Raw genomic sequence first — 24,588 nt, forward strand, 5'->3', positions numbered from 1 at the left:
TCGCAGTGCCGAACAGCCCTGAGTTCCCGGTCATCCGCCCTCGGAGGCTGCGACGCACTGCGGCCCTTCGCCGTCTCACGGCCGAGACGCGCGTCCACCCCTCCGACCTCGTGCTGCCCGTCTTCGTCAAAGAAGGCCTCCACGAACCCGTCGAGATCGCCACCATGCCCGGCGTGTACCAGCACTCGGTGGACTCCGTGCGCAAGCTCGCGGTCGACGCCGCGCGGGCCGGCCTCGGCGGGATCATGCCGTTCGCGGTCCCGCTGGTGCGCGACGCGATCGGCTCGGCCGCGACCGACCCGAACGGCATCCTCAACGTCACCACGCGGGCGATCAAGGAGGAGATCGGCGACGACCTCGTCGTCATCCCCGACCTCTGCCTCGACGAGCTCACCGACCACGGCCACTGCGGCGTCCTGGGCCCCGACGGCACCGTGGACAACGACGCCACCCTCGTCCGCTACGGCGAGATGGGCCTGGCGCTGGCCGAATCGGGCGCGGACCTGCTCGGCGCCTCCGGGATGATGGACGGCCAGATCGGCTACGTCCGCGCCGCCCTCGACCAGGCCGGGCACACCGACACGGGCCTGCTCGCCTACGCGGTGAAGTACGCCAGCGCGTTCTACGGCCCGTTCCGCGAGGCGGTCGAGTCGCAGCTCCAGGGCGACCGCCGCACCTACCAGCAGGACCCCGCGAACGCGGCCGAGGCGATCCACGAGCTCGAACTCGATCTCGAGCAGGGCGCGGACATCGTCATGGTCAAGCCCGCGCTGCCCTACCTCGACATCCTCCGGACCGTCGCCGACCGCAGCCCGGTTCCCGTGGCCGCCTACCACATCAGCGGCGAATACGCCCAGATCGTGGCGGCGGCCGAACGCGGCTGGATCGACCGCGATGCCGCGATCCTCGAGTCCCTGACGAGCATCAAGCGGGCCGGAGCGGGCATCATCGCCACCTACGCGGCCCTGGACGCGGCGGCCCTCCTCCGCTAGCGCCCGGCGCCGCTTCGGGCGCGCCTCGGCTCGTGCGCGCCGGCGCGCGTTCAGAAGTCGGCGTTGACGGTGACCGGTTCGGGGTGGAGCCGGACGCCGAAGTCCGCTTCCACCTTGTCGGCGACCTCGGTCGCCAGCGCGAGGAGCTCGGTCGCGGTCGCGCCGCCGCGGTTGGTGAGCGCCAGGGTGTGCTTCGTGGAGAGGCTGACATTGCCTCGCCGGTAGCCCTTCTCGAAGCCGGCGGCGCCGATGAGCCACGCGGCCGAGACCTTCACCCTGCCGTCGGCCGTCTTCCAGTGCGGTGGTTCGCCTCCGGCCTTGTCGGCCAGCTCGTGGTAGTCGTGCGCGCCGACGATCGGGTTGGTGAAGAACGAACCGGCGCTCCAGGTGTCGTGGTCGTGCTCGTCGAGGACCATGCCCTTGCCGCGCCGCAGCTCCAGCACCGCCTCGCGGACGAGGCCGAGCGGCGCCCGGTCGCCCACTTCGACTTCCAGGCGCTTCGCCAGCTCCGCGTACGCGATCGGCTGGGACGTCTCGGCCCGCTCGAGCCGGAAGTCGACGCTCAGCACCAGGTACCGGTCGGAATGCTTGAAGACGCTGTGGCGGTAGGCGAATCCGCACTCGGCCGGCGTCCAGTCGCGGACCTCGTCGGCCTCGCGGTCCCAGACCCGCACGGCCGCGATCGTGTTCGCGACCTCCTGGCCGTACGCCCCCACGTTCTGGATCGGGGTCGCGCCCGCCGAACCGGGGATGCCGCTCAGGCACTCCACGCCCGAGAATCCGTGGGCGACGGTCCACGCCGCGAACTCGTCCCACACGTGCCCGGCCCGGACCCGGACGACCCCGTCGCCGGCCTCCTCCACGCCGCCGCCGCGCAGCACCACCACGGTGCCGTCGAAGCCCGCGTCGCCGATGACGACGTTCGAGCCGCCGCCGAGCACCAGCGTCGGCCCCGGCGCGCCGCGCAGCACCGCGACGGCCTCCTCGGCGGAGCGGGCCTCGATGAGTTCGCGGGCCGGACCCCCTATTCTCAGCGTCGTGTACTCGCTGAGTGATTTGCCCGGAATCGGGTGGTCGGCGGCCTGCTCGCGCGGTGTCGGACTGGCGTGTGTCACACCGGAAAGCCTAAGCTTTACGCAGGCTACGAGGAACGGCGGTCACCATGGCTAAGCTGCGCATCACCGACTACCTCACCGAGTTGAAGACCGAGGCCGCGGGCCTGCGCTCGGCGTGCGGACCCGACGTCCTCGACCGCATCGCGCCCTCCCGCCCCGACACCACCGTCGCCGGCATCCTCCTCGGACTCGCCCGCGAATACCGCTGGGCCGTCGAAGCCCTCTTCACCCCGCCCCACCGCGACGACGACCTCCCCCAGCCACCGCCCGTGACCGCCGCCGGCACCGCCGTCCTCGACGTCTTCGACCAGGCCCTCGCCGCCGTCCTCGACGCCGTCGAATCGCGCGGACCCGACTCGCCCGCCTGGTCCTGGGCGCCCGTCGAATGGCGCGCCGAGTTCTGGCACCGCCGCGTCGCCGTCGCCACCGGCCTCGCCCGCTGGGACGTGCAGATGGCCGCGGGCGCGACCGCGCCCGTCCCCGCCGCCCTCGCCTCCGAGGCGATCAGCGAGGTGTTCGAGGCGTTCCTGCCCGTCGGCGCCCGCCGCGGCACCCACCCCGAGGCCACCGGCCTCGTGCAGCTGTTCGCCCAGGACGCCGACGCGACCTGGTTCGTGCGCCTGCGCGGCGGCCGCGTCGCCCTCCTCGACCAGCCCGACTCCCGCACCGAACTGCAGGCCCGCGCCGCGGGCTCGGCCTCGGACATCGCGCTGGCGCTGTGGGGCCGGCTGCCGTTCGGGATCTGCGATGTGGCCGGGGACGAGCGGCTGCTGCAGGCCCTGCGGGTGGAATAACGTTTCGGTAAACCTTCGCGGGAAACCGGACAAACGTTCGGCGGCGACTTGGCAAAGGCATTCCCGCGCGGCTAGGCTCACCACACGGCCGCACGGTGCTGCGCATCACGCGTTCGTGTCGCAGCGCAGGGTCGCGCCGCCCCGGCGAAGTCCCCGCTCTGTGATGGCACAACCGCCTTTTACCACGGATCGTCTGGCACGTACCTGCCAGTGAAAGGGACAGAACATCATGGCAACAGTGACGTACGCGGGTGCTACGCGCATCTACCCGGGCACCGACAAGCCCGCCGTCGACAAGCTCGACATCGAGATCCAGGACGGCGAATTCCTCGTCCTCGTCGGCCCCTCCGGCTGTGGCAAGTCCACCTCCCTCCGGATGCTCGCCGGCCTCGAAGAGGTCGACGAAGGCTCGATCTTCATCAACGACACCGACGTGTCGAACCTCCCCCCGAAGTCCCGCGACATCGCGATGGTCTTCCAGAACTACGCGCTCTACCCGCACATGTCCGTCTTCGACAACATGGCGTTCGCCCTCAAGCTGCGCCGCATGCCGAAGGCCGAGATCAAGCAGCGCGTGGAAGAGGCCGCGAAGCTCCTCGACCTCACCGACTACCTCGGCCGCAAGCCGAAGGCCCTCTCCGGCGGCCAGCGCCAGCGCGTCGCCATGGGCCGCGCGATCGTGCGCGAGCCCCAGGTGTTCCTCATGGACGAGCCGCTGTCGAACCTCGACGCCAAGCTCCGCGTCCAGACCCGTTCGCAGATCGCCTCGCTCCAGAAGCGCCTCGGCATCACCACCGTCTACGTCACCCACGACCAGGTCGAGGCGTTGACGATGGGCCACCGCATCGCGGTCATGAAGGACGGCCTGCTGCAGCAGTGCGACACCCCGCGCACCCTGTACGACAAGCCGGGCAACACCTTCGTCGCGGGCTTCATCGGCTCTCCGTCGATGAACCTCAAGACCGTGTCCCTGACCGAGGCCGGCGGCCTCTTCGGCGACGTGACCCTCCCGCTCTCGCGCGAGGTCCGCGACGCCGCGACCCAGGACGGCGGCGACAAGCAGGTCACCATCGGCATCCGCCCCGAGCACTGCAAGCTCGGCTCGGAGTCCTCCGGCGGCATCCCGATCGAGGTCGACCTCGTCGAGGAGCTGGGCTCGGAGGCCTACGTGTACGGCCACGCCGCGTACAACGGCTCCTCGGAGCGGTTCGTCGTGCGCACCGAGTCGGCCAACGTCCCGCGTCTCGCCGAGACCGTGTACGTCGTGCCGGAGCCGGGCCACGAGCACGTCTTCCACGCCACCACCGGTGAGCGCCTGAACTAGCGCGAGCGGCCCGCCCGGGCCGGTTCGCCAGCGATTCCCGAAGGGGCCGCACGGAGCCGATCCACGGCTCGCATGCTTCGCCGAGAAGCGTGTGCGGCCCCTTTCCGCATGCAAGCGCCTCGTGTCGATGCCGCAACACAACGGCAACAGCGCGGGCGCTACGGTAGTGAGTATGGCCACCCTCACTCCCCGTAGGCCACGGGTCGAAGGCGCCGACGAGTTCACCGTCGGCACCGGTTTCCACCGGGCCCTCGACGACGGCCGCCTCGAGTGCACCGTCTGCCCGCGGGCCTGCCGCCTGCGCGACGGCCAGCGCGGCCTGTGCTTCGTGCGCGCCCGTCGCGGCGACGAGATCGTCCTCACCTCGTACGGGCGCTCCTCGGGGTTCTGCATCGACCCGATCGAGAAGAAGCCCCTCAACCACTTCCTGCCCGGCACGCCCGTGCTCTCCTTCGGCACCGCCGGCTGCAACCTGGCCTGCCGCTTCTGCCAGAACTGGGACATCTCCAAGTCCCGCGAGATCGACACGCTCGCATCGGAGGCCGAGCCCGAGACGCTGGCCACGACCGCGAAGCGCATGGGCTGCAGGTCGATCGCGTTCACCTACAATGACCCTACGGTGTTCCTCGAATACGCGGCCGACTGCGCGGACGCGGCCCGCGACGCCGGCCTCAAGGCCGTGGCGGTCTCGGCGGGGTACATCAGACCCGAAGCGCGCCGAGAGCTCTACGCGCACATGGACGCCGCGAACATCGACCTCAAGGCGTTCACCGAGGAGTTCTACCGCAAGATCGCGTTCGCTTCACTGAGGACTGTCCTCGATACACTCGAATACCTGGTGCACGGGACCGACGTGTGGACCGAGATCACCACGCTGCTGATCCCCGGCCACAACGACTCGGACGAGGAGGTCGCGGCCGAATGCGACTGGATCGCGGAACACCTCGGCCCCGATGTGCCGCTGCACTTCACCGCGTTCCATCCGGACTTCAAGATGCGCGACGTGCCGCCGACTCCGGTCGCGACACTCCGCCGGGCCCGGCGGATCGCGCGCGACGCGGGGCTCCGGCACGTCTACACCGGCAACGTGCACGACCCCGAAGGCCAGACCACGACCTGCTCGAGCTGTGGCGAAGCCCTCATAGTGCGTGATTGGTACCGAATTGACCGGTACGCGGTGTCGGATAGCGGACAGTGCACCGGTTGCGGCGCGTCCGTTCCCGGAGTTTTCGAGGGACCGGCGGGAGACTGGGGTCCCAAGCGGCAACCGATCCGCCTGGCTCCGCCGTCCAACAGACGAGCACCGGCACCAGACCACACACCGGCTCACCGACCAGAGCCGCACCGACCATAGGAACCACCACCGGAAGACCTGCGATGCCTTCGATCAAGTCAGACACCGTACGGCCCGCCGCCGTCGCCGGACGCTTCTACCCGGCCGACCCCGGGCAGCTCCGCGCCGACATCGAGCGACTGCTCAACGCCGTCGGCCCGGTCAGCGAACCGCTTGCCGCCGCCTACATCGCGCCGCACGCCGGATACCGCTACTCGGGTCCCGTCGCCGCCCAGGTCTACGCCCGACTCGCCGCCCACCGCGGCCGCGTCAAGCGGGTCGTCCTCGTCGGGCCCTCGCACCACTACCCGCTCCGTGGGCACGCCGCCGCGCCGTACGCGCGCTGGGAGACCCCGCTCGGGGAGGTGAACGTGGCGGCCACGCACATGGTCGGCTCCTCGCGCCTCCCGCACGAGCAGGAGCACTCGCTCGAAGTGCAGCTGCCGTTCCTGCAGGTGGCGCTCGGCCCGGACATCGAGGTCACGCCCGTCGCGTTCGGCATGGGCCTGACCCCGGACGGCGCCCGGCTCATCGCCGCGCTCCGCGAGGAGGCCGGGGAGGACGCGGTGGTCGTCTGCTCCACGGACCTCTCCCACTACCACGACCAGGCGACCGCCGAACGCATCGACGCCGTCACCGCCGAGGCCATCCGCAGCCTGCGCCCGCGCGAGATCGCCCCGCAGCACGCCTGCGGCGTCTTCGCCCTGCGCGCCACGCTCGCCTGGGCCGACGCCACCGGCCGCCGCCCCCGCCAACTCGCCCTGGCCACCTCGGCCGACACCGTCGGCAGACCCGACCGCGTCGTCGGCTACCCGGCCTTCGCGATCGAAAGGGCGATCCTGGCCGACTAGCGGGCGACGCGACCCGGACGCGATGCACGCACGGGACCGTGAGCGCGAAAGCGACTCGGTGCCGACCGAACCCGCGGCCGCATTGCCCCGGTCGGCGGGAGGCGGACGCGGGCGGGCGGAGGCACGCCCCGCGGTCGCCGCCGCACCCGCCCGCGAGGGCGGTGTGACACGGTGCGATGAGGGGAAACTCGCATGCTGTGCCGCGGGGGCGACCTCTACGCTTGGAGGCGTGACCGAGCACGAGCAGAACACCGACAGCGGCGACGACCTTCCCGAGCAGATGCAGATCCGGCGCGAGAAGCGCGCCGCCCTCCTCGCCGAAGGCAAGGAGCCCTACGCGCTCGGCTACCCGCGCACCCACACCCTCGCCGAGCTGCGCGAGCAGTTCGCCGGCCTCTCGGAGGACGGCGAGGCCTCCGGTGTCACCGTGGGCACCACCGGACGGGTGATCTTCGTCCGCACGGGCGGGAAGCTCTGCTTCGCCCGCCTGCGCGACGGCGACGGCACCGAGTTCCAGGTCATGATCTCCCTCGCCCAGGTCGGCGAGCAGGCCCTCGCGGACTGGAAGCGCCTGGTCGACATCGGCGACCACATCGGCGTCACCGGCGAGGTCATCACCTCCAAGCGCGGCGAGCTGTCGGTCATGGCGGACTCGTTCGCGATCACCGGCAAGGCCCTGCGCCCGCTCCCCGTGGCGCACAAGCCGCTCGCCGAGGAGACCCGGGTCCGCCAGCGGTACGTGGACCTCATCGTGCGCCCGGAGGCGCGCGCGAACGCCCGCAACCGCGCGAAGGTCGTGCGCTCGCTGCGCGAGCAGCTCGACCACCGCGACTTCGTCGAGGTCGAGACCCCGATGATGCAGGTGCAGCCGGGCGGGGCGACCGCGCGGCCGTTCGTGACGCACATGAACGCGTACGACATGGACCTGTACATGCGCATCGCCCCCGAGCTCTATCTGAAAAGGTGCGTCGTCGGCGGCATCGACCGCGTATTCGAGATCAACCGGAACTTCCGCAACGAGGGCGCCGACTCGTCGCATTCGCCGGAGTTCGCGATGCTGGAGGCCTATCAGGCCTACGGCGACTACCGCACGATCGCGGGGTTGACGAAGTCGCTCATTCAAGGCGCGGCGCGTTCGGTGTTCGGCACTGAGACCGTGGAACTCGCGGACGGCACCCAGTACGATCTCGGCGGCGAGTGGGCCGAGATCACGCTCTTCGGGTCCCTTTCCGAAGCACTCGGAGAAACCGTGACGGTGGACACGCCGCTGGAGACGCTGCGCGCTTACGCGGAGAAAGTCGAACTCGGCGTCGACCCCAAGTGGGGCGCCGGGAAACTCGCGGAGGAATTGTTCGAGCTGCTGGTCTCCGACCACATCACGGCGCCGACCTTCGTGTTCGACTACCCGGAGGAGACCTCCCCGCTCACGCGCGGTCACCGCACCACTCCCGGTCTCACCGAGAAATGGGACCTGTACGTGCGCGGCTTCGAACTCGCCACCGGCTATTCGGAGCTGATCGACCCGGTGATCCAGCGGGAGCGGCTGGAGGCGCAGGCCAGACTGGCCGCGAAGGGCGACGACGAGGCCATGGGCGTCGACGAGGACTTCCTGCGCGCGATGGAGTACGGACTCCCGCCGCTGTGCGGGATGGGCATGGGAATCGACCGGTTGCTTATGGCGCTCACCGGACTCGGTATCCGAGAGACCATCCTCTTCCCGCTGGTGAAACCCGAATAGCAAAGCCAAAGGAACCGCGCCGACTGCGCCCATTCTCGGCTCGCAAGCTCGCCGAGGGCCCGCCCTCTTTTTTTCAAGGGCCCCTCCGGCGCGGTCCCTTTTCGCCCGGAACCCGGGAGTCCAGGGGTCCATTCGAGTGGACAGGTGAGCTGGACGGTAGCCGCGTATTCACAAATAGATGCGCCCACCCTCTTTCCCTTCGCTAATGGACTCGTATATGCTCTGGCACTAGCAAGACGGTTGTACCGGCAGCGGTGAGTCGCTACAGTTCGAGAGGAATTTGCCATGGCGAAGAAGACACAGGTCATCCTGATCGACGATATCGACGGCAGCAAGGCTGAGGAGACCGTCAAATTCGCTATCGACGGGCAGGCCTACGAGATCGACCTCTCGGCGGGACACGCCAAGGAACTGCGCGACGCACTGGAGAAGTTCCAGGAGGCCGGCACCCGACTCGGCCGTTACAGCCTGGGCGCCCCCCGCGGTCCGGTCCGCGGCGCCGTGGCCCCCCGCCGCCAGACGGTCGACCGCGAGCAGAACAAGGCCATCCGCGAGTGGGCCGAGCGCAGCGGCAAGCGCGTCTCGCCCCGCGGCCGCATCCCGCAGGCGATCGTCGAGGAATACAACGCCGCGCACAACTAGTCCGGCCGCCGCGAACCGACTTCATGCCCGCTCCCCTGAGGGGGCGGGCATTTCGCGTACAGCGAACAAGGGCGGAGGGCGTTCAGCGAACAAGGGGCGGGACGTTGAGCGAACAACGGCGCAGGGCGTTGCGCGAACAAGGGCACACAACGCGACAGGGCGCACCGCGGACAAGGACACCGGGCGTTCCTGGAAGCAGCGCGCAGTTCCTTGGACGACCAGGCCCCACTGCGTTCCAAAACGCGGGACTTGTCGTACCCGTGCGGCACCATTGGATTGCCGCGGCGGGGGCGCGGGTATTGCGCTCACAGCGAACCTGTTATCACCGGGAATGGTCGAAGAGGCACGCTTGTTGTCACCCACGTGGCACCCGTCGTCCGCGGACCCGGGAGATAAGGTGTACCCACAGGGTTTTGCAAGCCACGACCAGTAACGACGACAAGTAGCGGCGGACGCGAGGAGCAGAAGCGCATGTTTGAACGGTTTACGGACCGTGCCCGACGCGTGGTCGTCTTGGCTCAAGAAGAAGCCAGGATGCTCAACCACAACTACATCGGCACGGAACACATCCTGCTCGGCCTCATCCACGAGGGCGAGGGCGTGGCGGCGAAGGCCCTGGAGAGCCTGGGCATCTCCCTCGAAGGCGTCCGCCAGCAGGTCGAGGAGATCATCGGCCAGGGCCAGCAGGCCCCGTCCGGGCACATCCCCTTCACCCCGCGGGCGAAGAAGGTGCTCGAGCTGAGCCTGCGCGAGGCGCTGCAGCTCGGCCACAACTACATCGGCACCGAGCACATCCTGCTGGGCCTGATCCGCGAGGGCGAGGGCGTCGCCGCCCAGGTCCTCATCAAGCTCGGCGCGGACCTCAACCGCGTCCGCCAGCAGGTGCTGCAGCTGCTCTCGGGCTACCAGGGCAAGGAGCCCGCGGGCGCGACCTCGGGCGGCACCTCCCAGGAGGCGCAGCAGTCCGGTTCGCTCGTGCTCGACCAGTTCGGCCGCAACCTGACGCAGTCCGCGCGCGACGGCAAGCTCGACCCCGTGATCGGGCGCCAGCGCGAGATCGAACGCGTCATGCAGGTCCTGTCCCGCCGCACCAAGAACAACCCGGTGCTCATCGGCGAGCCCGGCGTCGGCAAGACCGCCGCCGTCGAGGGCCTGGCGCAGGCGATCAACAAGGGCGAGGTCCCCGAGACGCTGAAGGACAAGCAGCTCTACACGCTCGACCTCGGCGCCCTGGTGGCCGGCTCCCGGTACCGCGGCGACTTCGAGGAGCGCCTGAAGAAGGTGCTCAAGGAGATCAAGACCCGCGGCGACATCATCCTGTTCATCGACGAGATCCACACGCTCGTCGGCGCGGGCGCCGCCGAGGGCGCGATCGACGCGGCCTCGATCCTCAAGCCCATGCTGGCCCGCGGTGAGCTGCAGACCATCGGCGCGACCACCCTCGACGAGTACCGCAAGTACCTCGAGAAGGACGCCGCGCTGGAGCGCCGCTTCCAGCCGATCCAGGTGGCCGAGCCGTCCCTGGCGCACACCATCGAGATCCTCAAGGGCCTGCGGGACCGCTACGAGGCGCACCACCGCGTGTCCATCACGGACGGCGCCCTGGTGCAGGCCGCGACGCTCGCCGACCGGTACATCTCGGACCGGTTCCTGCCGGACAAGGCGATCGACCTCATCGACGAGGCGGGCGCGCGCATGCGCATCCGCCGGATGACCGCACCGCCGGACCTCCGCGAGATCGACGAGGAGATCGCCGAGACGCGCCGCCAGAAGGAGTCGGCGATCGACGCCCAGGACTTCGAGGCCGCCGCGCGCCTGCGCGACACCGAGAAGCGCCTCCACGAGAAGCGCGCCAAGCGCGAGCAGGAGTGGAAGGCCGGCGACCTGGACCAGGTCACCGAGGTCGACGAGGAGATGATCTCCGAGGTCCTCGCGAACTGGACCGGCATCCCGGTCTACAAGCTGACCGAGGAGGAGACCTCCCGCCTGCTGCGCATGGAGGAGGAGCTCCACAAGCGCATCATCGGCCAGGAGGACGCGGTCAAGGCCGTCTCCAAGGCGATCCGCCGCACCCGCGCCGGGCTCAAGGACCCGAAGCGGCCGTCCGGCTCGTTCATCTTCGCCGGCCCGTCCGGTGTGGGTAAGACCGAGCTGGCGAAGGCGCTCGCGGAGTTCCTGTTCGGCTCCGAGGACTCGCTGATCCAGCTGGACATGTCCGAGTTCCACGACCGCTACACGGTCTCGCGCCTCGTCGGTGCGCCTCCAGGCTACGTCGGCTACGACGAGGGCGGGCAGCTCACCGAGAAGGTCCGCAGGAAGCCGTTCAGCGTGGTCCTGTTCGACGAGATCGAGAAGGCCCACCCGGACGTGTTCAACACGCTCCTGCAGATCCTCGAGGACGGCCGCCTGACCGACGGCCAGGGCCGGATCGTGGACTTCAAGAACACGGTGCTGATCCTGACGACGAACCTCGGCACGAAGGACGTCGGCAAGGCCGTGTCGCTGGGCTTCCAGGCGGACGCGTCCGAGGGCGGCGACTACGACCGGATGAAGGAGAAGGTCTCGGAGGAGCTGAAGAACCACTTCCGCCCCGAGTTCCTGAACCGCATCGACGACACGATCGTGTTCCCGAAGCACACGCAGGAGGCGATCGTCGCGATCGTCGACCTCATGGTCAAGCGCATCGAGGACCAGCTCGCGAACCGCGACATGGCCTTGGAGCTCACGGACAACGCGAAGCTGTACCTGGGCCACAAGGGCTACGACCCGGTCATGGGCGCGCGGCCGCTGCGCCGCACGATCCAGCGCGAGATCGAGGACACGCTCTCGGAGAAGATCCTCTTCAACGAGTTCACTCCCGGTCAGATCGTGATCGTGGACGTCGACGGGGACCCGAAGGACGTCGAGAAGACGCACCTGACGTTCCGCGGCGCCGACAAGCCCGCGGGCGTGCCGGACACGCCCCCGGCCGAGCTCGCCGGCGAGCGGGCCCCGAAGAGCCCCGGAGCGGGCACGGGCACCATGCCGCCGAAGAGCCCGGGCGCCGGGCCGCGCGGCGGCCAGGTGGGCCAGGGCGGCGCCGCGTAACCGCGGAGCCTGACGCAAGCGCACAGGGGCGGGACCGCACGGTCCCGCCCCTTCTCCGTACCCGCCGGAAGGCGCCGCCCCCTGTCCGTTAGCGGGCACGAAAAAAGCCGGAGCAACATGCTCCGGCTTCCTTCAACTCCTAGTAACAGAGACCCTGCTTCTTGGACGCTGTCGTCGCGCTTGCTCACCGCTTTACCGCGAAGAGAGATCGTGAGCGCCAAGCCAACCTGGCCCGCGATCAGCAGGTCGACCGAGAGCGAGAGGCCATAGCTGACGTCATTGCCGCCATGCACCCTTGGCGCTCTGCCCTTGAAACCCAGTTCATCGCATCATGAGGGACGGCCTGACGCCGAAGCACGAATCCTGGGACCGTGCGGTGGAGCATGCCCACCGCCTCGCCGCAGCCCTCTGGGCCGCGCGAGGCATTGTGCGAAATCCCGCAGCCCGCCCGCCTCTCGACGACCTCAAGCGACTCAATGGCGAGCTGGGTTCGCTCCTTCATGAATACGGCGAAGCCCAGATCGATGGCTCTGCGTTCGAGAATCGCTTGAACGCGGCACGCACCGATATCGAGACGATCTGCGAAGCCCTCGAAGATGCGAGCCTTCGTTGGGACGGAAGCGCGCTCACCTCGGAAGTATCAGGATTAGCTGAACCGAGCCTAGTCGGAGCTAGCTTCGTCCTGTGCCGCAACGAATGTGCCTCGTCCAGGCACCGTGAAAAGAGTGCCGTCCTCGATGAGAACGCGGACCGCTTTCCGGGTGGCCTCCCGGGCAAGACCATACGCCTGCACCAGTTGAGCCTCGGACATGATGCGGCGGCCTGGTTCCCAGTCGCCCCGCTCGATGCGGTCCCGGCGCGAAGTCGTGTCGACGGGCCGCGACAGCTGCTTCAACCCACGGCAACCGGGGGCACCGAAGGCCGAATGGGGAGAAGCCGGAGGCGGCGAATGAACGCTGCACAGGAGAGGGCACTGCCGCTGGACGCGAGCGCAAGGATCTGTGCGATCTGTACGCCGAAGTCGGGTCGTCGCGTATTCGGGGTCATGTCGGATTTCCGATCGTCGCGGCCTGTTGGTTCTCCGGCGGCGCGGCCTTTGGGCCCCTACGCTCAGGCGAGCCCCCGCTCGGGGGCATCGGAGGAAGGGAAGAACGGCATGGCATCGATCGCTCGCCGCACACTGCAAGGCCTGGCGGTGCTCGCCCTCGCGGGCGGCATAGCGCTGACCACGTCCGCGCCCGCCCAGGCCGGGACCTATGAATGCTTGCAGTACCTCATCGACAGGAAGTACATCGCCGGGCCCAGTGTCTACCTCGCCTGCGAGGAGGCACAGGAGTGGGACGGGCCACCGCGGTGCATCGACCGGCTGGTCGCTATCCGCGTGCACCCCTCCCATGCCGAAGGGGCCTGCTACGCGTTAGCACCGCCGCCGCCCGCCCTCGCGCCTGGCGGGATCTTCAACGCGAACGAATACGGAGCTTCCTCGCGCGGGGTGCGCGACCCCTGGCCAAAATGGCCAATATGGCCACAACTCAAGGATAGGCCCGCTGAGCTGTGGCTATGTGCGTCAGGCCGACATGGCCAAAACTCGGCCAAAATCCTGGGGGACATGGCCAAAACTCCCGGCGCGGATCAGCGCCGGGAGTTATGGCCATGTCAGGGGGAGGCCGTGGTGCCGAACACCGACTACCACAGCCGGCTGGACCTGCTCGCCGCCGCCGAGGTCCCGCGCAAGCGGCTCCACGACGCCCGCCACACCGCCGCCACGGTCCTGCTCGTGCTCGGTGTCCCCGAACGCACGGTCATGGACATCATGGGGTGGTCCTCTGCCATGGTCAAGCGCTACCAGCACGTCTCCGACGCGCTGCGGCGCGGCGTCGCCGACCAGATCGGCGGCCTCGTCTGGGGTGGCGGGGAGACCGAGAAGGGGTCCGAAAACTAGGCAATTGAGACCCTGGTTGAGACCCACGCGAAAACGCCGGGGCGATCACTTGAGTGACGCTCCGGCGTTTTTCCTGCTTGCTAGTGGCGGAGGATAGGGGATTCGAACCCCTGAGAGCTTTCACTCAACACGCTTTCCAAGCGTGCGCACTAGGCCACTATGCGAATCCTCCGCGGAGTACCTTACCCGACGCCCCGAACCGCCTCCAACCGGGATGCGAGAGGTGACCTGCGTTGCATCAGGCCGCCAGGGGTGCTCCCGGTTCCCGAATCGCGCCCCGCGTGCGGTAGGCTGTTGGGCGTCTCCCATGCGGCGTCATCTCGTGAACCTCCCCAGGGCCGGAAGGCAGCAAGGATAAGCGGGCTCTGGCGGGTGCGTGGGGGACCCAGCCGCCTTAGCTCAGTCGGCAGAGCGTGTTACTCGTAATAACAAGGTCGACGGTTCGATTCCGTCAGGCGGCTCAAAGCCGAAAGGCCCCGGTTCCCACCGGGGCCTTCGTCGTTCCCGTGGCTCAATCCGGGGCGGCCGGGAGGGTCACCGTGACCGTGAGGCCGCCGTCAGGGCGGGCCGCGGCGGCGGCGTGGCCGGCGTGGGCCGTGGCGATCGCCCGGACGATGGAGAGGCCGAGCCCGGCGCCCTTCGAGGCGGTGGCGAGGCGCTCGGTGCCGAGACGGCGGAACGGCTCGAACAACCCCTCGACCTCGAAGGCCGGCACCACGGGCCCCGAGTTCGCGACCTCCAGGACGGCGGCGCCGCCGTCGCGGCGGGTCGTGACCCGCACCCAGCCGCCCTCGACCCTGTTGTAGCGCACCGCGTTCTCCACGAGGTTCTGCGCCAAGCGCTCGAGCAGGACCGGCTCGCCCCGGGTCGGGGCCTCCTCGCAGTCCGCCGTCACCGCGACCCCGCCGGCGGACGTCTGCGCGACCACATGCTCCGCGACATCCGCGAGATCCACATAGGATCTCTCGGCGAGTTCGCGGTCGGAGCGCATGAGCAGCAGCAGCCCCTCGATGAGCCGCTCATGCCGCGCGTTCACCTCCAGCAGCGTCTCGCCCAGCAGCCGCACGTCCGCCGAAGCGTCCTGGCGGTGCACCGCCACCTCCAGCAGCGCCCGCGTCACCGTCAACGGCGTCCGCAGCTCATGCGAGGCGTTCGAGACGAACGCCCGCTGGCCGTCGAAGGAATGGTCGAGCCGCTCGAGCATCCGGTTGAACGTCTCGGCCAGGTCCCGCAACTCGTCGCGCGGCCCGCTCACCTTGATCCGCTGGTGCAGGCCCTTGTCCGCCGCCGGGGACTCGGCGATCTGCGCGGCCGTGTCCGTGATCCGCTGCAGCGGCCGCAGCATCCGCCCCGCGACCACCCACCCCAGCCCGAACGTGCCCAGCCCCACCACCGCGAGCGCCTGGATCCCCTGGTTCCGCAGCGTGTCGAGCGCCTCCTGCCACAGCTTGCCCGTCGCGAAGATCCGCAGATTCTGGCTCTGCACCAGCGGATCCTCATCGGGCAGCGGCACCTCCTCCCCGTTCTGCGTGAAACCCTGGAAGATCTGGTCCCCGTCCGGGATCGCCTGCTGCACCATGCTGTACGTCAACACCAGCAGCAGCGCGCCGCCCGCGATGAACAACCCCCCGTACACCAGCGTCAACCGGGCCCGCAGTGTGAGCCTGATCCGCCCCGCCTGCCGCGCTCTCACCTGATCCGGTACCCCACTCCCGGCTCGGTCAGGACCACGGGCGGCTCGCCGAGCTTCCGCCGCAGCTTCAGGATCGTCATCCGCACCGCCTGCGTGAACGGATCCGTGTGCTCGTCCCACGCCTTCTCCAGCAGCAGCTCCGCCGAGACCGGCGCGCCCTCCGCCCGCAGCAGCTCCGCGAGCACCGCGAACTCCTTGCGGGACAACGGCACATACCGCCCGTCCCGGAACACCTGGTGCAGATGCGCGTCCAAGCTGATCCCGGCCCTCTCGAGCACCGGCGGCGCCGCCGCCCGCGCCCGCCGGCCCAGGGCCGCGACCCGCGCCGCCAGCTCCCGGAACGCGAACGGCTTCGGCAGGTAGTCGTCCGCGCCCAGCGCGAGACCCGTCACCCGGTCGTCGACCTCCGCCGCGGCCGTCAGCATGAGCACCCGCGTCTCCCCGCGCCCGGCGCTGATCGCCCGGCACACCTGGTCCCCATGCACGCCCGGCAGGTCCCGGTCCAAGACGACCACGTCGTAGTCGTTCACCTCGAACCGCTCCAGCGCCGCCGCCCCGTCGAACGCGACGTCCACCGCATGCGCCTCCCCCCGCAGCCACTCGGCCACGGCGTCGGCGAGCAGCGGCTCGTCCTCCACCACCAGGATCCTCATACCCCCATCATGGCCCGCCCGGTATTGCCGCGGCGTTGCCGTTTCGCCTTACGGCCGCGCAATGCCGCCGCGACTGTACTGGAGCCGCCGCCGGGACCTCCCCGGCCGCGACGAAAGGACGCAACCGCCATGCGGCGACACACGATCGCACTCCTCATAGGCCTGCTGGCCCTCTCAGCGGCCGCCTGCACCAGCGAAGACGGCGGCGGCGGCGTCGCCAGCGTCGACGGCGCGACCGGGACCGCGTCCGACGATGGCGGCGGCGACGGCGGGGGCGGCGGCCCCGAAGACATGGAGCAGCAGGCGCTGGCCTACTCCGAGTGCATGCGGGACAACGGGGTCGAGGAGTTCCCGGACCCGGATCTCGACGGCGAGGGGCGGATGGGGCTGTCGCTGCCGGAGGGCCTCGACCCTGAGAGCGAGGAGTTCCAGGCGGCCGAGGACGCCTGCGAGGACCTCCGGCCCGGCCCGGGCGAGAACGCGACGATCGACCCCGCGATCTACGAGGCCCTGCTCGAGTACGCGGCGTGCATGCGCGAGAACGGCGTCGAGGCGTTCCCGGACCCGGAGCCGAACGGCGGCATCATCATGAACGGCGACATGGGCTTCGATCCGCAGAGCGAGGAGTTCCAGCAGGCCGACGAGGCGTGCGCGGAGCTGCGGCCCGAGCGCGGCGGCGAAGCCGGGACCGACGGCGGTGACGAGTGATGGCCCGCCAGCGCCGCAGGGGCGGCGCCGGGCGGGTGCTCGCGGTGACGGCCGTGGCCGTGGCGGCGGCCGGGGCCGCCGCGGCGGCCCTCGGGTTCGATCCGCGGGCGTTCTTCGAGGAGGCCGAGGCGGGCGCGTCGCAGGAGACGCCGGCGACCGCGGAGGTCGTGCGGCAGACCTTGACCGAGACGGTCACGGTCGCGGGGGACCTGGGGTACGGGGACGTGGTCGGCCTCGACTGCCTGCGTTCGGGGACGTTCACGGCCCTGCCGTCGGCGGGTGACGTGATCGGCCGCGGCGGGGAGCTGTACGCGGTCGACGACGAGCCGGTGACGCTCCTGTACGGGTCGCTGCCGGCGTACCGGACGCTCGCGGCGGGCGCCGAGGGCGCGGATGTGGAGCAGTTCGAGGAGAACCTCGCGGCGCTCGGCTATGACGGGTTCACGGTGGACGACGAGTACACGGACGCCACGGCCGAGGCGGTCGAGGCGTGGCAGGAGGACCTGGGCGTGGCCGAGACGGGCGCGGTCGCGCTCGGCCAGGTCGTCTACGCGCCCGGGGAGGTCCGGGTGGACGCGGTCGGCGTGGAGCCGGGCGACCCGGCGCAGCCGGCCTCGCCGGTCCTGGACTACACGGGCCTGGGGAAGGTCGTCACGGTCGAGGTCGACTTGGAGGACCAGGAGCTGGTGGCGGTCGGCGCGGCAGTCGCGATCACGCTCCCGGACGGGACGGAGGCGACCGGCACGATCGCCGGCGCGGAGACGCTCGTGTCCGAGGCGGACGCGCAGAGCGGCACGGAGTCGACCACGTATCTGGAGGTGGCGGTCGAGGCGGACGATCCGGCCGTGTTCGACGGGCTCGACCAGGCCGCGGTCGACGTGGGTTTCGCGGGCGACACCGCCGAGGACGTGCTCACGGTCCCGGTGGAGGCCCTGCTGGGCCTCTCCGGCGGCGGGTACGGGCTGGAGATCGCGACCGGGTCCGCGACCGAGGTGGTCGCGGTGGAGACGGGTCTGTTCGCCGACGGGACCGTGGAAGTGAGCGGCGAGGGCCTCGAGGCGGGCATGGCCGTGGTGGTGCCCTCATGAGCGTCCTGGCCGAAGCCGCGGCGGCCGGTCCGGGGACGGGGCCGCGGCCGGTGGTCGAGCTCGACGGCGTCTCCAAGACCTACCCGGGCGGGGTGCGGGCGCTGCGCGGGGTCACGTTGCGGATCGACGCGGGGGAGATGTGCGCGATCGTCGGCCCGTCCGGGTCGGGCAAGTCGACGATGCTGCACCTCATCGGGACGCTCGACCGGCCCAGTGAGGGCACGGTCCGCATCGACGGGTTCGATGTGGCGCGGCTGCGCGACAAGCAGCTGTCCGCGCTGCGCGCCACCAGGATCGGGTTCGTGTTCCAGCAGTTCCATCTCGCGGTGGGGCAGCGGGTCCTCGACAACGTCGCGGACGGGCTGCTGTATTCGGGGCGGCGCGGGCCCGAGCGGCGGGCGCGCGCCGCGGCGGCCTTGGACCAGGTGGGGCTCGCGCACCGCTTGGACCATTTGCCGAACGAGCTGTCGGGCGGCGAGCGGCAGCGTGTGGCGGTGGCCCGCGCGATCGTGGGCGAGCCGGCGGTGCTCCTCGCCGACGAGCCGACGGGGAACCTCGACTCGGTGTCGGGCTCCGGCGTCATGCGGCTCCTACACGAACTGCACGGGGCCGGGACCACGGTCGTGGTCATCACCCACGACCAGGACATCGCGAAGTCCCTGCCGCGGCAGGTCGCCATGCGCGACGGGGAGGTGGTCTGAATGGACGCGCCGCCCAACGAGCCCGGTGGCGGACCGCCGAGCCGGCCATCCACATCAGACTCAGTGTCTGAGTCGGCGCCGCGCAGCGGTTCGCCGCGGATGCGGTCGCTCCGCCCCGCCCCGGCCGAACCCGCCGCGAAGACGCTCAGGGCCGCGAGGATGCGCCCAGGCGACGTGCTCCGGGTCGGGGCGACCGGGTTGCGCACCCGGCCGTTGCGGGCGTGGCTGTCGGCGCTGGGCATCGCGATCGGGATCGCGGCGATGATCGCGGTCGTCGGCATCTCGTCGTCGAGCCGCGCCGAGCTCGACCGGCAGCTCGAGTCGCTGGGCACGAACCTGCTCACGGTCTCGCCGGGGACGTCGATGATGAGCGGCGAGGTCGGGGTCCTCCCGTACGAGGCGGTCGCGATGATCGCCCGCATCGGCCCGGTCGAGCAGGTCGCGGCGGTCGGCCAGGTGCCGGACGTGAACGTCTACCGCACCGACCGGATACCGGAGTCGCAGTCCGGCGGCATGACCGTGTGCGCCGCCGAGCTCGGCATGCTCGACACGGTGGGCGCCGCCCTCGCCGACGGGGTGTGGCTGAACGAGGCCACGTCCCGGTATCCCGCGGTGGTGCTCGGCGCGAGCGCCGCCGAGCAGCTGGGGGTGACCGGCGCGGGCGTCGAGGTGTACCTCGGCGGGCAGTGGTTCTCGGTGGTGGGGGTCCTGGAGCCGGTGGTGCTCGCCCCGGAGCTCGATTTGACCGTGCTGGTCGGGTGGGCGGCCGCGGAGGCGTACCTCGGGTTCGACGGGCACGCGACCACGGTCTACACCCGCGCGCAGGACGCCTATGTGCTCGATGTGGCGGGCGTGCTGGCGGCGACGGCGGACCCGTCGGCGCCGGACGAGATGTCGGTGTCGCGGCCCTCGGACGCCCTGGAAGCGCAGCAGGCGGTGGACAGCGCGTTCACCGGGATGCTGTTGGGCCTGGGCGCGGTGGCGCTGCTCGTGGGCGGTGTCGGGGTCGCGAACACGATGGTGATCTCGGTCCTGGAGCGGCGCAGCGAGATCGGGCTGCGGCGGTCGCTGGGGGCGACGAAGGGCCAGGTCCGCACCCAGTTCCTGGCGGAGTCGCTGCTGCTGAGCGCGCTGGGCGGCCTGGGCGGGGTGCTCATCGGGACCGTGGTCACGGTCGGCTACGCGTCGTCGCAGGGCTGGCCGGCGGTGGTCCCGTACTGGGCGAGTGCCGGGGGCGTGGCGGCGACGCTGTTCATCGGGGCGGGCGCGGGCCTGTACCCGGCGGTGCGGGCGTCCCGGCTGTCGCCGACGGAGGCCCTTGCCGCGCAGTGAACACGACGGCGGCCGCCCCTTCGCCGGGGCGGCCGCCGTCCTGCGCGTCAGAGGTACTGGCGGAGGACCGGGGTCAGCAGGCCGGCGATCTTGGCGTGCCCGGCGTCGTGCGGGTGGACGTTGTCGCTGGTGTCGGTGGCCGGGTCGACCCAGCCGCGGGTGTCGACGTAGTGGACCTTCGCGTCCCCGGCGCGGTTGCGGTCGGCGACGGCGTTCTGGATCTCGGTGAGCAGCCGCTCGCGGAAGACGCCCATCGCGAGGATCTCCGCGTTCGGGTACGACTGGCGGACCCGCTGCAGCAGCAGGAGGTAGTCGGCCTGGAACTGCGCGGCGGACACCTTGTTGTTGGTGCCCAGGTTGATCACGACGATGTCGGTCTCGTAGGTGTTGAACTCCCACAGGTCGTTCGCGTCCTGGTTGGTGGTGCGCAGGAACCAGTCGACCATGCCGCGGCAGTCGGTCGTGGAGACGCACGCGCCGCCCTCGGCGACCTGCATGTGGGAGGCGCCGACCGCTTCGGCCGAGTTCCACGCGTACGTCGAGAAGGGACGGTTCGCGTTCGGCTGGCCGACGGTGATGGAGTCGCCGATGAACTCGATGTGCGCGCCGGGCCGGACGGTCGAGCTGGTCGCGCCGCCGGAGGCGAGGATGAACCCGCCGAAGGACGGGTCGCCGGTGTAGGAGCCGGCGCGCTCGCGGAAGCCGATGCGGATGGTGTGGGTGCCGGAGAGGCCGCTTCTGACGGTGACGTTGCCCGAGACCGCGCGCATCCACGTCTCGGCGCCGCCGTCGATCGAGTACCACATGTCGATGGTGTTGCGGAGCTTCACGCCGATGGTGGCGCCGCTGAAGGCGGTCTCGACGTAGCCGCCGGCCCAGCCCATCTGGTACCAGGCGGCGTCGTCGCGGTCCCAGCGGCCGTAGAACTGGACGTTCGGGTCGGTGAGGGAGCCGTTCCCCGCGGCGCCGGTGGAGCCGACGGGCACGAGCTTCCAGTGCTGGGACTCGAGGTTGTTGCGGTCGTACTGGGAGACGCGGCTGCCGGTGGTGGTGGCCCATTCCCAGTTGTCGAGGGCCTTGCCGGAGTTGCGGTTGACGAGTTCGACGCTGCCGTCGGACTGGGTGTTGACCTGCCACTGCTGGTTGGTGCCGTTGTTGTCGGACCACTGGACGACGTCGGCGCCGTTCGCGGTGGACTTGGCGTAGACGTCGAGTACCTGATTCGAGTGCCGGGCTTGGATCCGGTAGTAGCCGCCGCCCGAGTCGACGAAGCGGAACTGCTGGTTGGCGGCGCTGGAGGCGGTGGCGAGCACGGACTTGGCGCCCGCGGTCGTCGAGCCGCCCTCGATGCTGACGGCGAGGCCGGAGTGGTCGTTGACGATCCGGTACCAGACGTTGGTCTCGACGGCGGCGGCCGGCGCGGCGGTGAGGGCGGTGAGGCCCGCGGCGGCGCAGACGGCGACGACGGCCGCGGCGAGCCAGCGGACCAGCGGGCGGCGGGGTGGAGCGGGAGCGCGCAAGGGGGAACTCCTTAAATTGAAACGTTTAAATACGTTGCTATTGTTGTAGGATACCGCTTGCACGTGAGCGGGGCCACCCCTCGATACGCCCGAAATCAACGAGTTCGCGACACCACCCGACAACCCCGCCGGGCACCGTCCGACAACCCCGGACCCCGCCCGACCCGCCCGCCGCCCACCCCGCTGTGCCCCCCGCACCAACTCCACCGGTCGCGCCGCCGAATGTCAGACCCACGCCGTACCCTGACAAGGACGGAACGCCCGGCCAGCAGGAGGAAGACGTGGCGCTCGCGCTGTACCGCAAATACCGGCCGCAGACCTTCGCCGAGGTCGTCGGCCAAGAACACGTCACCGAACCCCTCATCAACGCCATCCGCGCCGGCCGCCTCAACCACGCCTACCTCTTCTCAGGCCCCCGCGGCTGCGGCAAGACCTCCTCCGCCCGCATCCTCGCCCGCTCCCTCAACTGCGCCCAGGGCCCCACCCCCGAACCCTGCGGCGAATGCCGCTCCTGCAAAGCCCTCGCCGCCGACGGCCACGGCTCCGTCGACGTCATCGAAATCGACGCCGCCAGCCACGGCGGCGTCGACGACGCCCGCGAACTGCGCGAACGCGCCGTCTTCGCCCCCGTCGACTCCCGCTTCAAGATCTACATCATCGACGAAGCCCACATGGTCACCGCCGCAGGCTTCAACGCCCTCCTCAAACTCGTCGAAGAACCCCCCGAATACGTCCTCTTCATCTTCGCCACCACCGAACCCGACAAAGTCCTCCCCACCATCCGCTCCCGCACCCACCACTACCCCTTCCGCCTCATCGCCCCGCCCGCCATGCGCGACCTCTGCCGCCGCCTCTGCGACGAAGAAGGCGCCACCGTCGCCGACGACGTCCTCCCCCTCGTCGTCCGCGCCGGCGGCGGCTCCGCCCGCGACACCCTCTCCGTCCTCGACCAGCTCATCGCCGGCGCCGGACCCGAAGGCGTCACCTACGAACGCGCCGCCGCCCTCCTCGGCGTCACCGACGCCGGCCTCCTCGACGAAATGTGCGAAGCCTTCGCCGCCGCCGACGGCCGCGCCGTCATGGAAGTCGTCGAACGCGTCGTCGAAGGCGGCCACGACCCCCGCCGCTTCGCCGGCGACCTCCTCGAACGCCTCCGCGACCTCATCGTCCTCCACCAAGTCCCCGACGCCGGATCGAACGGCCTCGTCGACGCCCCCACCGACCAGCTCGCCAAGATGACCAGCCAGGCCACCCGCATGGGCACCTCCACCCTCACGCGCATGGCCGAAGTCATCGCCGCCGGCCTCGCCGGCATGCGCGGCGCCACCGCCCCCCGCCTCCTCCTCGAACTCGCCTGCGTCCGCGCCATCCTCCCCGGCTCCGACGAATCCATGGCCGGACTCACCCAGCGCCTCGAAACCCTCGAACAACGCGCCGCCGGAGCCGCCTTCGCCGCCCCGGCCCGCGACCTCCCCGTATCCGGCGCCGGCCCTGTCGGCCCCGGCGCCGCCCGCGCCGCGCTGGCGAAGGCCGCCGAGCCCGCCCCGGTCGAGGAAGCCGCCGCTCCGGCGGCCGTCCCGCCGTGGGAGGACGAAGCCGAACCGGCCAGGCCCGCTGCTGCCGCGCCCGAACCGGTGGCGGCGGCCCCGGCTCCGGTCCCCGCGGACGACTGGGCCGACGCCGAACCGGTCCCCGCCGCGGAGCCCGTGTACTCGCCGCCCGCTGACGCCGGGGGCGTGACCGCCGCTTCGATCCGGCGCCAGTGGGACCGGATCATGATGGCGGTCAAGGACAAGAAGCGCACCACGGCGGCGCTGCTGCAGGACGCGACGATCGCCGACGCCACCGACAACGAGGTGGTGCTCGCGTTCAAGCACGCCTTCCATGCCGAGAACCTGCAGAAGGAGCCCGCGTACGGCATCGTCGTGGGCGTCTTCAACGAGGTGCTGGGCGGCAGCTGGAAGATCCGGTGCGAGGTGGGGGAGGCCGGGAGCCTCCCAAAAGCGGCCACGGGACCGGCGCCTAGCCCGGCGCCGAGCCGCCCCGCGCCCGCCGCGGCCCCGAGCGCGCGCCAGCAGGCCGCCCCGGCCCGCCAGGCCTCCGCGCCCGCGGCGGAGTCCTTCGAGGAGCCGCCGGCCGACGACTTCGACGAGCCGAGCGCGGACGACCCGGTGGCCCCGGGCGGCTTCGGCACGAGCGAGGAGCAGGCCGTCAAACTCCTGACGACCGCCTTCAGTGCCAAGCAGATCGCTTAGGCGCCCCTCGCAAAGTTATCCACAGGCAAGCAACTCATCGTTGCCGCTCTGCAACCGGTCGTGACATCGTTGAGACATGCGTCGGACAACCGCCATCACCAGCAGCTCGACCACGAAGGTCCACAAGGCTGCGGTGCGTGCCGCATCACTTCCTCCGGGAGTTATCCACAGGCGGGAACTTTCTGTTGCCGAGCAATTTCGAAGCGTGTCAGCCTTGAGACAAAAACGCCATCGGGCATCAGCGGGATGGCGGCGACAGAAGGGGATTCGCGAACGTCGCCATACCGAGGTCGCGCGCGGGAAGCCACCCGCGCGCGGCTCCCGCCAGATGCCCCACCGCCCCTCGCTCCCGCGGGAGCACGATCGGGCGGCCCGGACACACCGGTCCGGCCGCCCGCCACAACACGGTTGTCGCCCGAGGCGGATAGGCTGGCGTGACACCAGGGAGACCGGAGCCGACGGCGAGGAGTGACATGGACATGTTCGCAGGAGGAGACCTGCAGAAGATGCTGCAGCAGGCGCAGCAGATGCAGGCCGACATGATGCAGGCCCAGGCCGAGCTGGCCGAGTCCGAAGTCACCGCCTCCGCCGGCGGCGGCCTCGTGAGCGCCACGGTCACCGGCGACGGCGAGCTCAAGGGGGTCAAGATCGACCCGAAGGCCGTCGATCCCGAGGACGTCGAGACCCTCGAAGACCTCATCCTCGCCGCAGTCCAGGCCGCCAACGCCGACGCCAAGCGCCTCGCCGCCGAGAAGATGGGCCCGCTCGGCGACGCCCTCGGCGGCATGACCGGCGGCCTCGGCATCCCCGGCATGTGAGC

17 protein-coding genes, 2 tRNA genes, 1 other RNA gene and 3 pseudogenes are annotated in these 24,588 nt (G+C 70.5%); 17 read left to right on the top strand and 6 right to left on the bottom strand.

All coding sequences use genetic code 11. The annotated features are described in order from the left end of the window. Nucleotides 1-5 precede the first annotated feature (5 nt). On the top strand, nt 6-992 hold the full coding sequence (hemB, locus tag AB0K52_RS04960) for a porphobilinogen synthase (protein ID WP_363526305.1): 987 nt from the start codon (nt 6-8) through the stop codon (nt 990-992). A 50-nt stretch (nt 993-1,042) separates the two neighbouring features. On the opposite strand, the gene AB0K52_RS04965 is transcribed toward hemB, so the two are convergent. Next, nucleotides 1,043-2,059, bottom strand: a complete 1,017-nt coding sequence (locus AB0K52_RS04965; protein WP_363527191.1) for a UDP-N-acetylmuramate dehydrogenase — start codon at nt 2,057-2,059, stop codon at nt 1,043-1,045. A gap of 95 nt (nt 2,060-2,154) precedes the next feature. Between AB0K52_RS04965 and AB0K52_RS04970 the strand changes: the two genes are divergently transcribed. The 7 genes and pseudogenes from AB0K52_RS04970 to AB0K52_RS05000 all read left to right on the top strand — a co-directional run. Further along, nucleotides 2,155-2,901: a hypothetical protein gene (locus tag AB0K52_RS04970; protein WP_363526308.1), complete on the top strand. Its 747-nt coding sequence runs from the start codon at nt 2,155-2,157 to the stop codon at nt 2,899-2,901. 229 nt (nt 2,902-3,130) lie between these two features. Beyond that, nucleotides 3,131-4,225: a sn-glycerol-3-phosphate ABC transporter ATP-binding protein UgpC gene (gene ugpC, locus AB0K52_RS04975; protein ID WP_208498766.1), complete on the top strand. Its 1,095-nt coding sequence runs from the start codon at nt 3,131-3,133 to the stop codon at nt 4,223-4,225. A 172-nt stretch (nt 4,226-4,397) separates the two neighbouring features. Further along, nucleotides 4,398-5,579 carry an AmmeMemoRadiSam system radical SAM enzyme gene (gene amrS / locus AB0K52_RS04980; RefSeq protein ID WP_363526311.1) on the top strand — a complete coding sequence of 394 codons (1,182 nt, stop codon included), beginning with the start codon at nt 4,398-4,400 and terminating at the stop codon, nt 5,577-5,579. Between the two features lie 23 nt (nt 5,580-5,602). Then, nucleotides 5,603-6,409 carry an AmmeMemoRadiSam system protein B gene (gene amrB / locus AB0K52_RS04985; RefSeq protein WP_363526314.1) on the top strand — a complete coding sequence of 269 codons (807 nt, stop codon included), beginning with the start codon at nt 5,603-5,605 and terminating at the stop codon, nt 6,407-6,409. Between the two features lie 280 nt (nt 6,410-6,689). Beyond that, nucleotides 6,690-8,147, top strand: a complete 1,458-nt coding sequence (gene lysS, locus AB0K52_RS04990; protein WP_363527194.1) for a lysine--tRNA ligase — start codon at nt 6,690-6,692, stop codon at nt 8,145-8,147. Nucleotides 8,148-8,432: 285 nt separating this feature from the next. Next, nucleotides 8,433-8,789, top strand: a complete 357-nt coding sequence (locus tag AB0K52_RS04995) for an Lsr2 family protein (protein ID WP_208498769.1) — start codon at nt 8,433-8,435, stop codon at nt 8,787-8,789. Between the two features lie 471 nt (nt 8,790-9,260). Continuing rightward, nucleotides 9,261-11,771: pseudogene (locus tag AB0K52_RS05000) on the top strand (ATP-dependent Clp protease ATP-binding subunit); the annotation flags it as partial. A gap of 766 nt (nt 11,772-12,537) precedes the next feature. Here AB0K52_RS05000 and AB0K52_RS05005 read toward each other — a convergent pair. Beyond that, nucleotides 12,538-12,726, bottom strand: a pseudogene (locus tag AB0K52_RS05005) (GntR family transcriptional regulator); the annotation flags it as partial. Between the two features lie 855 nt (nt 12,727-13,581). Between AB0K52_RS05005 and AB0K52_RS05010 the strand changes: the two are divergent. After that, nucleotides 13,582-13,818 (top strand): annotated as a pseudogene (locus AB0K52_RS05010) (tyrosine-type recombinase/integrase); the annotation flags it as partial. A gap of 84 nt (nt 13,819-13,902) precedes the next feature. Here AB0K52_RS05010 and AB0K52_RS05015 read toward each other — a convergent pair. Further along, nucleotides 13,903-13,990 (bottom strand) — tRNA-Ser (locus tag AB0K52_RS05015). A gap of 125 nt (nt 13,991-14,115) precedes the next feature. Between AB0K52_RS05015 and ffs the strand changes: the two genes are divergently transcribed. Next, nucleotides 14,116-14,209, top strand: an RNA gene (gene ffs / locus AB0K52_RS05020) — signal recognition particle sRNA small type. Further along, nucleotides 14,207-14,279 (top strand) — tRNA-Thr (locus AB0K52_RS05025). The genes ffs and AB0K52_RS05025 overlap by 3 nt, the downstream gene beginning before the upstream one ends. A 50-nt stretch (nt 14,280-14,329) precedes the next feature. On the opposite strand, the gene AB0K52_RS05030 is transcribed toward AB0K52_RS05025, so the two are convergent. Both AB0K52_RS05030 and AB0K52_RS05035 read right to left on the bottom strand, forming a co-directional pair. Beyond that, the gene (locus AB0K52_RS05030; protein ID WP_363527197.1) at nt 14,330-15,454 is read right to left on the bottom strand and encodes a HAMP domain-containing sensor histidine kinase; all 1,125 of its coding nucleotides are present in this window, start codon (nt 15,452-15,454) and stop codon (nt 14,330-14,332) included. A gap of 53 nt (nt 15,455-15,507) precedes the next feature. Next, a complete protein-coding gene (locus AB0K52_RS05035; RefSeq protein ID WP_363526317.1) occupies nt 15,508-16,164 on the bottom strand; it encodes a response regulator transcription factor in 657 nt (218 codons plus the stop codon). Nucleotides 16,165-16,293: 129 nt separating this feature from the next. Here AB0K52_RS05035 and AB0K52_RS05040 point away from each other — a divergent pair, with 129 nt between their 5' ends. From AB0K52_RS05040 to AB0K52_RS05055, 4 genes are all read left to right on the top strand, one after another. Further along, nucleotides 16,294-16,872, top strand: a complete 579-nt coding sequence (locus AB0K52_RS05040; protein ID WP_363526319.1) for a hypothetical protein — start codon at nt 16,294-16,296, stop codon at nt 16,870-16,872. Next, on the top strand, nt 16,872-17,960 hold the full coding sequence (locus tag AB0K52_RS05045; protein ID WP_363526322.1) for a peptidoglycan-binding domain-containing protein: 1,089 nt from the start codon (nt 16,872-16,874) through the stop codon (nt 17,958-17,960). Before AB0K52_RS05040 ends, AB0K52_RS05045 begins: the two co-directional genes overlap by 1 nt. After that, nucleotides 17,957-18,661 (top strand): ABC transporter ATP-binding protein, encoded by a 705-nt coding sequence (locus AB0K52_RS05050; protein ID WP_363526325.1) that lies wholly within the window; start codon nt 17,957-17,959, stop codon nt 18,659-18,661. The genes AB0K52_RS05045 and AB0K52_RS05050 overlap by 4 nt, the downstream gene beginning before the upstream one ends. A gap of 99 nt (nt 18,662-18,760) precedes the next feature. Continuing rightward, on the top strand, nt 18,761-19,993 hold the full coding sequence (locus tag AB0K52_RS05055) for an ABC transporter permease (protein ID WP_363526328.1): 1,233 nt from the start codon (nt 18,761-18,763) through the stop codon (nt 19,991-19,993). Between the two features lie 47 nt (nt 19,994-20,040). Here AB0K52_RS05055 and AB0K52_RS05060 read toward each other — a convergent pair whose 3' ends face one another. Then, nucleotides 20,041-21,513 (bottom strand): RICIN domain-containing protein, encoded by a 1,473-nt coding sequence (locus tag AB0K52_RS05060; RefSeq protein WP_363526331.1) that lies wholly within the window; start codon nt 21,511-21,513, stop codon nt 20,041-20,043. A 281-nt stretch (nt 21,514-21,794) separates the two neighbouring features. On the opposite strand from AB0K52_RS05060, the gene AB0K52_RS05065 reads away from it, so the two are divergent. Further along, nucleotides 21,795-23,768 (top strand): DNA polymerase III subunit gamma and tau, encoded by a 1,974-nt coding sequence (locus tag AB0K52_RS05065; protein ID WP_363526333.1) that lies wholly within the window; start codon nt 21,795-21,797, stop codon nt 23,766-23,768. 479 nt (nt 23,769-24,247) lie between these two features. Next, nucleotides 24,248-24,586, top strand: a complete 339-nt coding sequence (locus AB0K52_RS05070) for a YbaB/EbfC family nucleoid-associated protein (RefSeq protein ID WP_208498779.1) — start codon at nt 24,248-24,250, stop codon at nt 24,584-24,586. The last annotated feature ends 2 nt before the right edge of the window (nt 24,587-24,588 follow it).

Origin of the sequence: Glycomyces sp. NPDC049804, assembly GCF_040674615.1 — a bacterium.
Lineage (GTDB): Bacteria > Actinomycetota > Actinomycetes > Mycobacteriales > Micromonosporaceae > Glycomyces > Glycomyces niveus.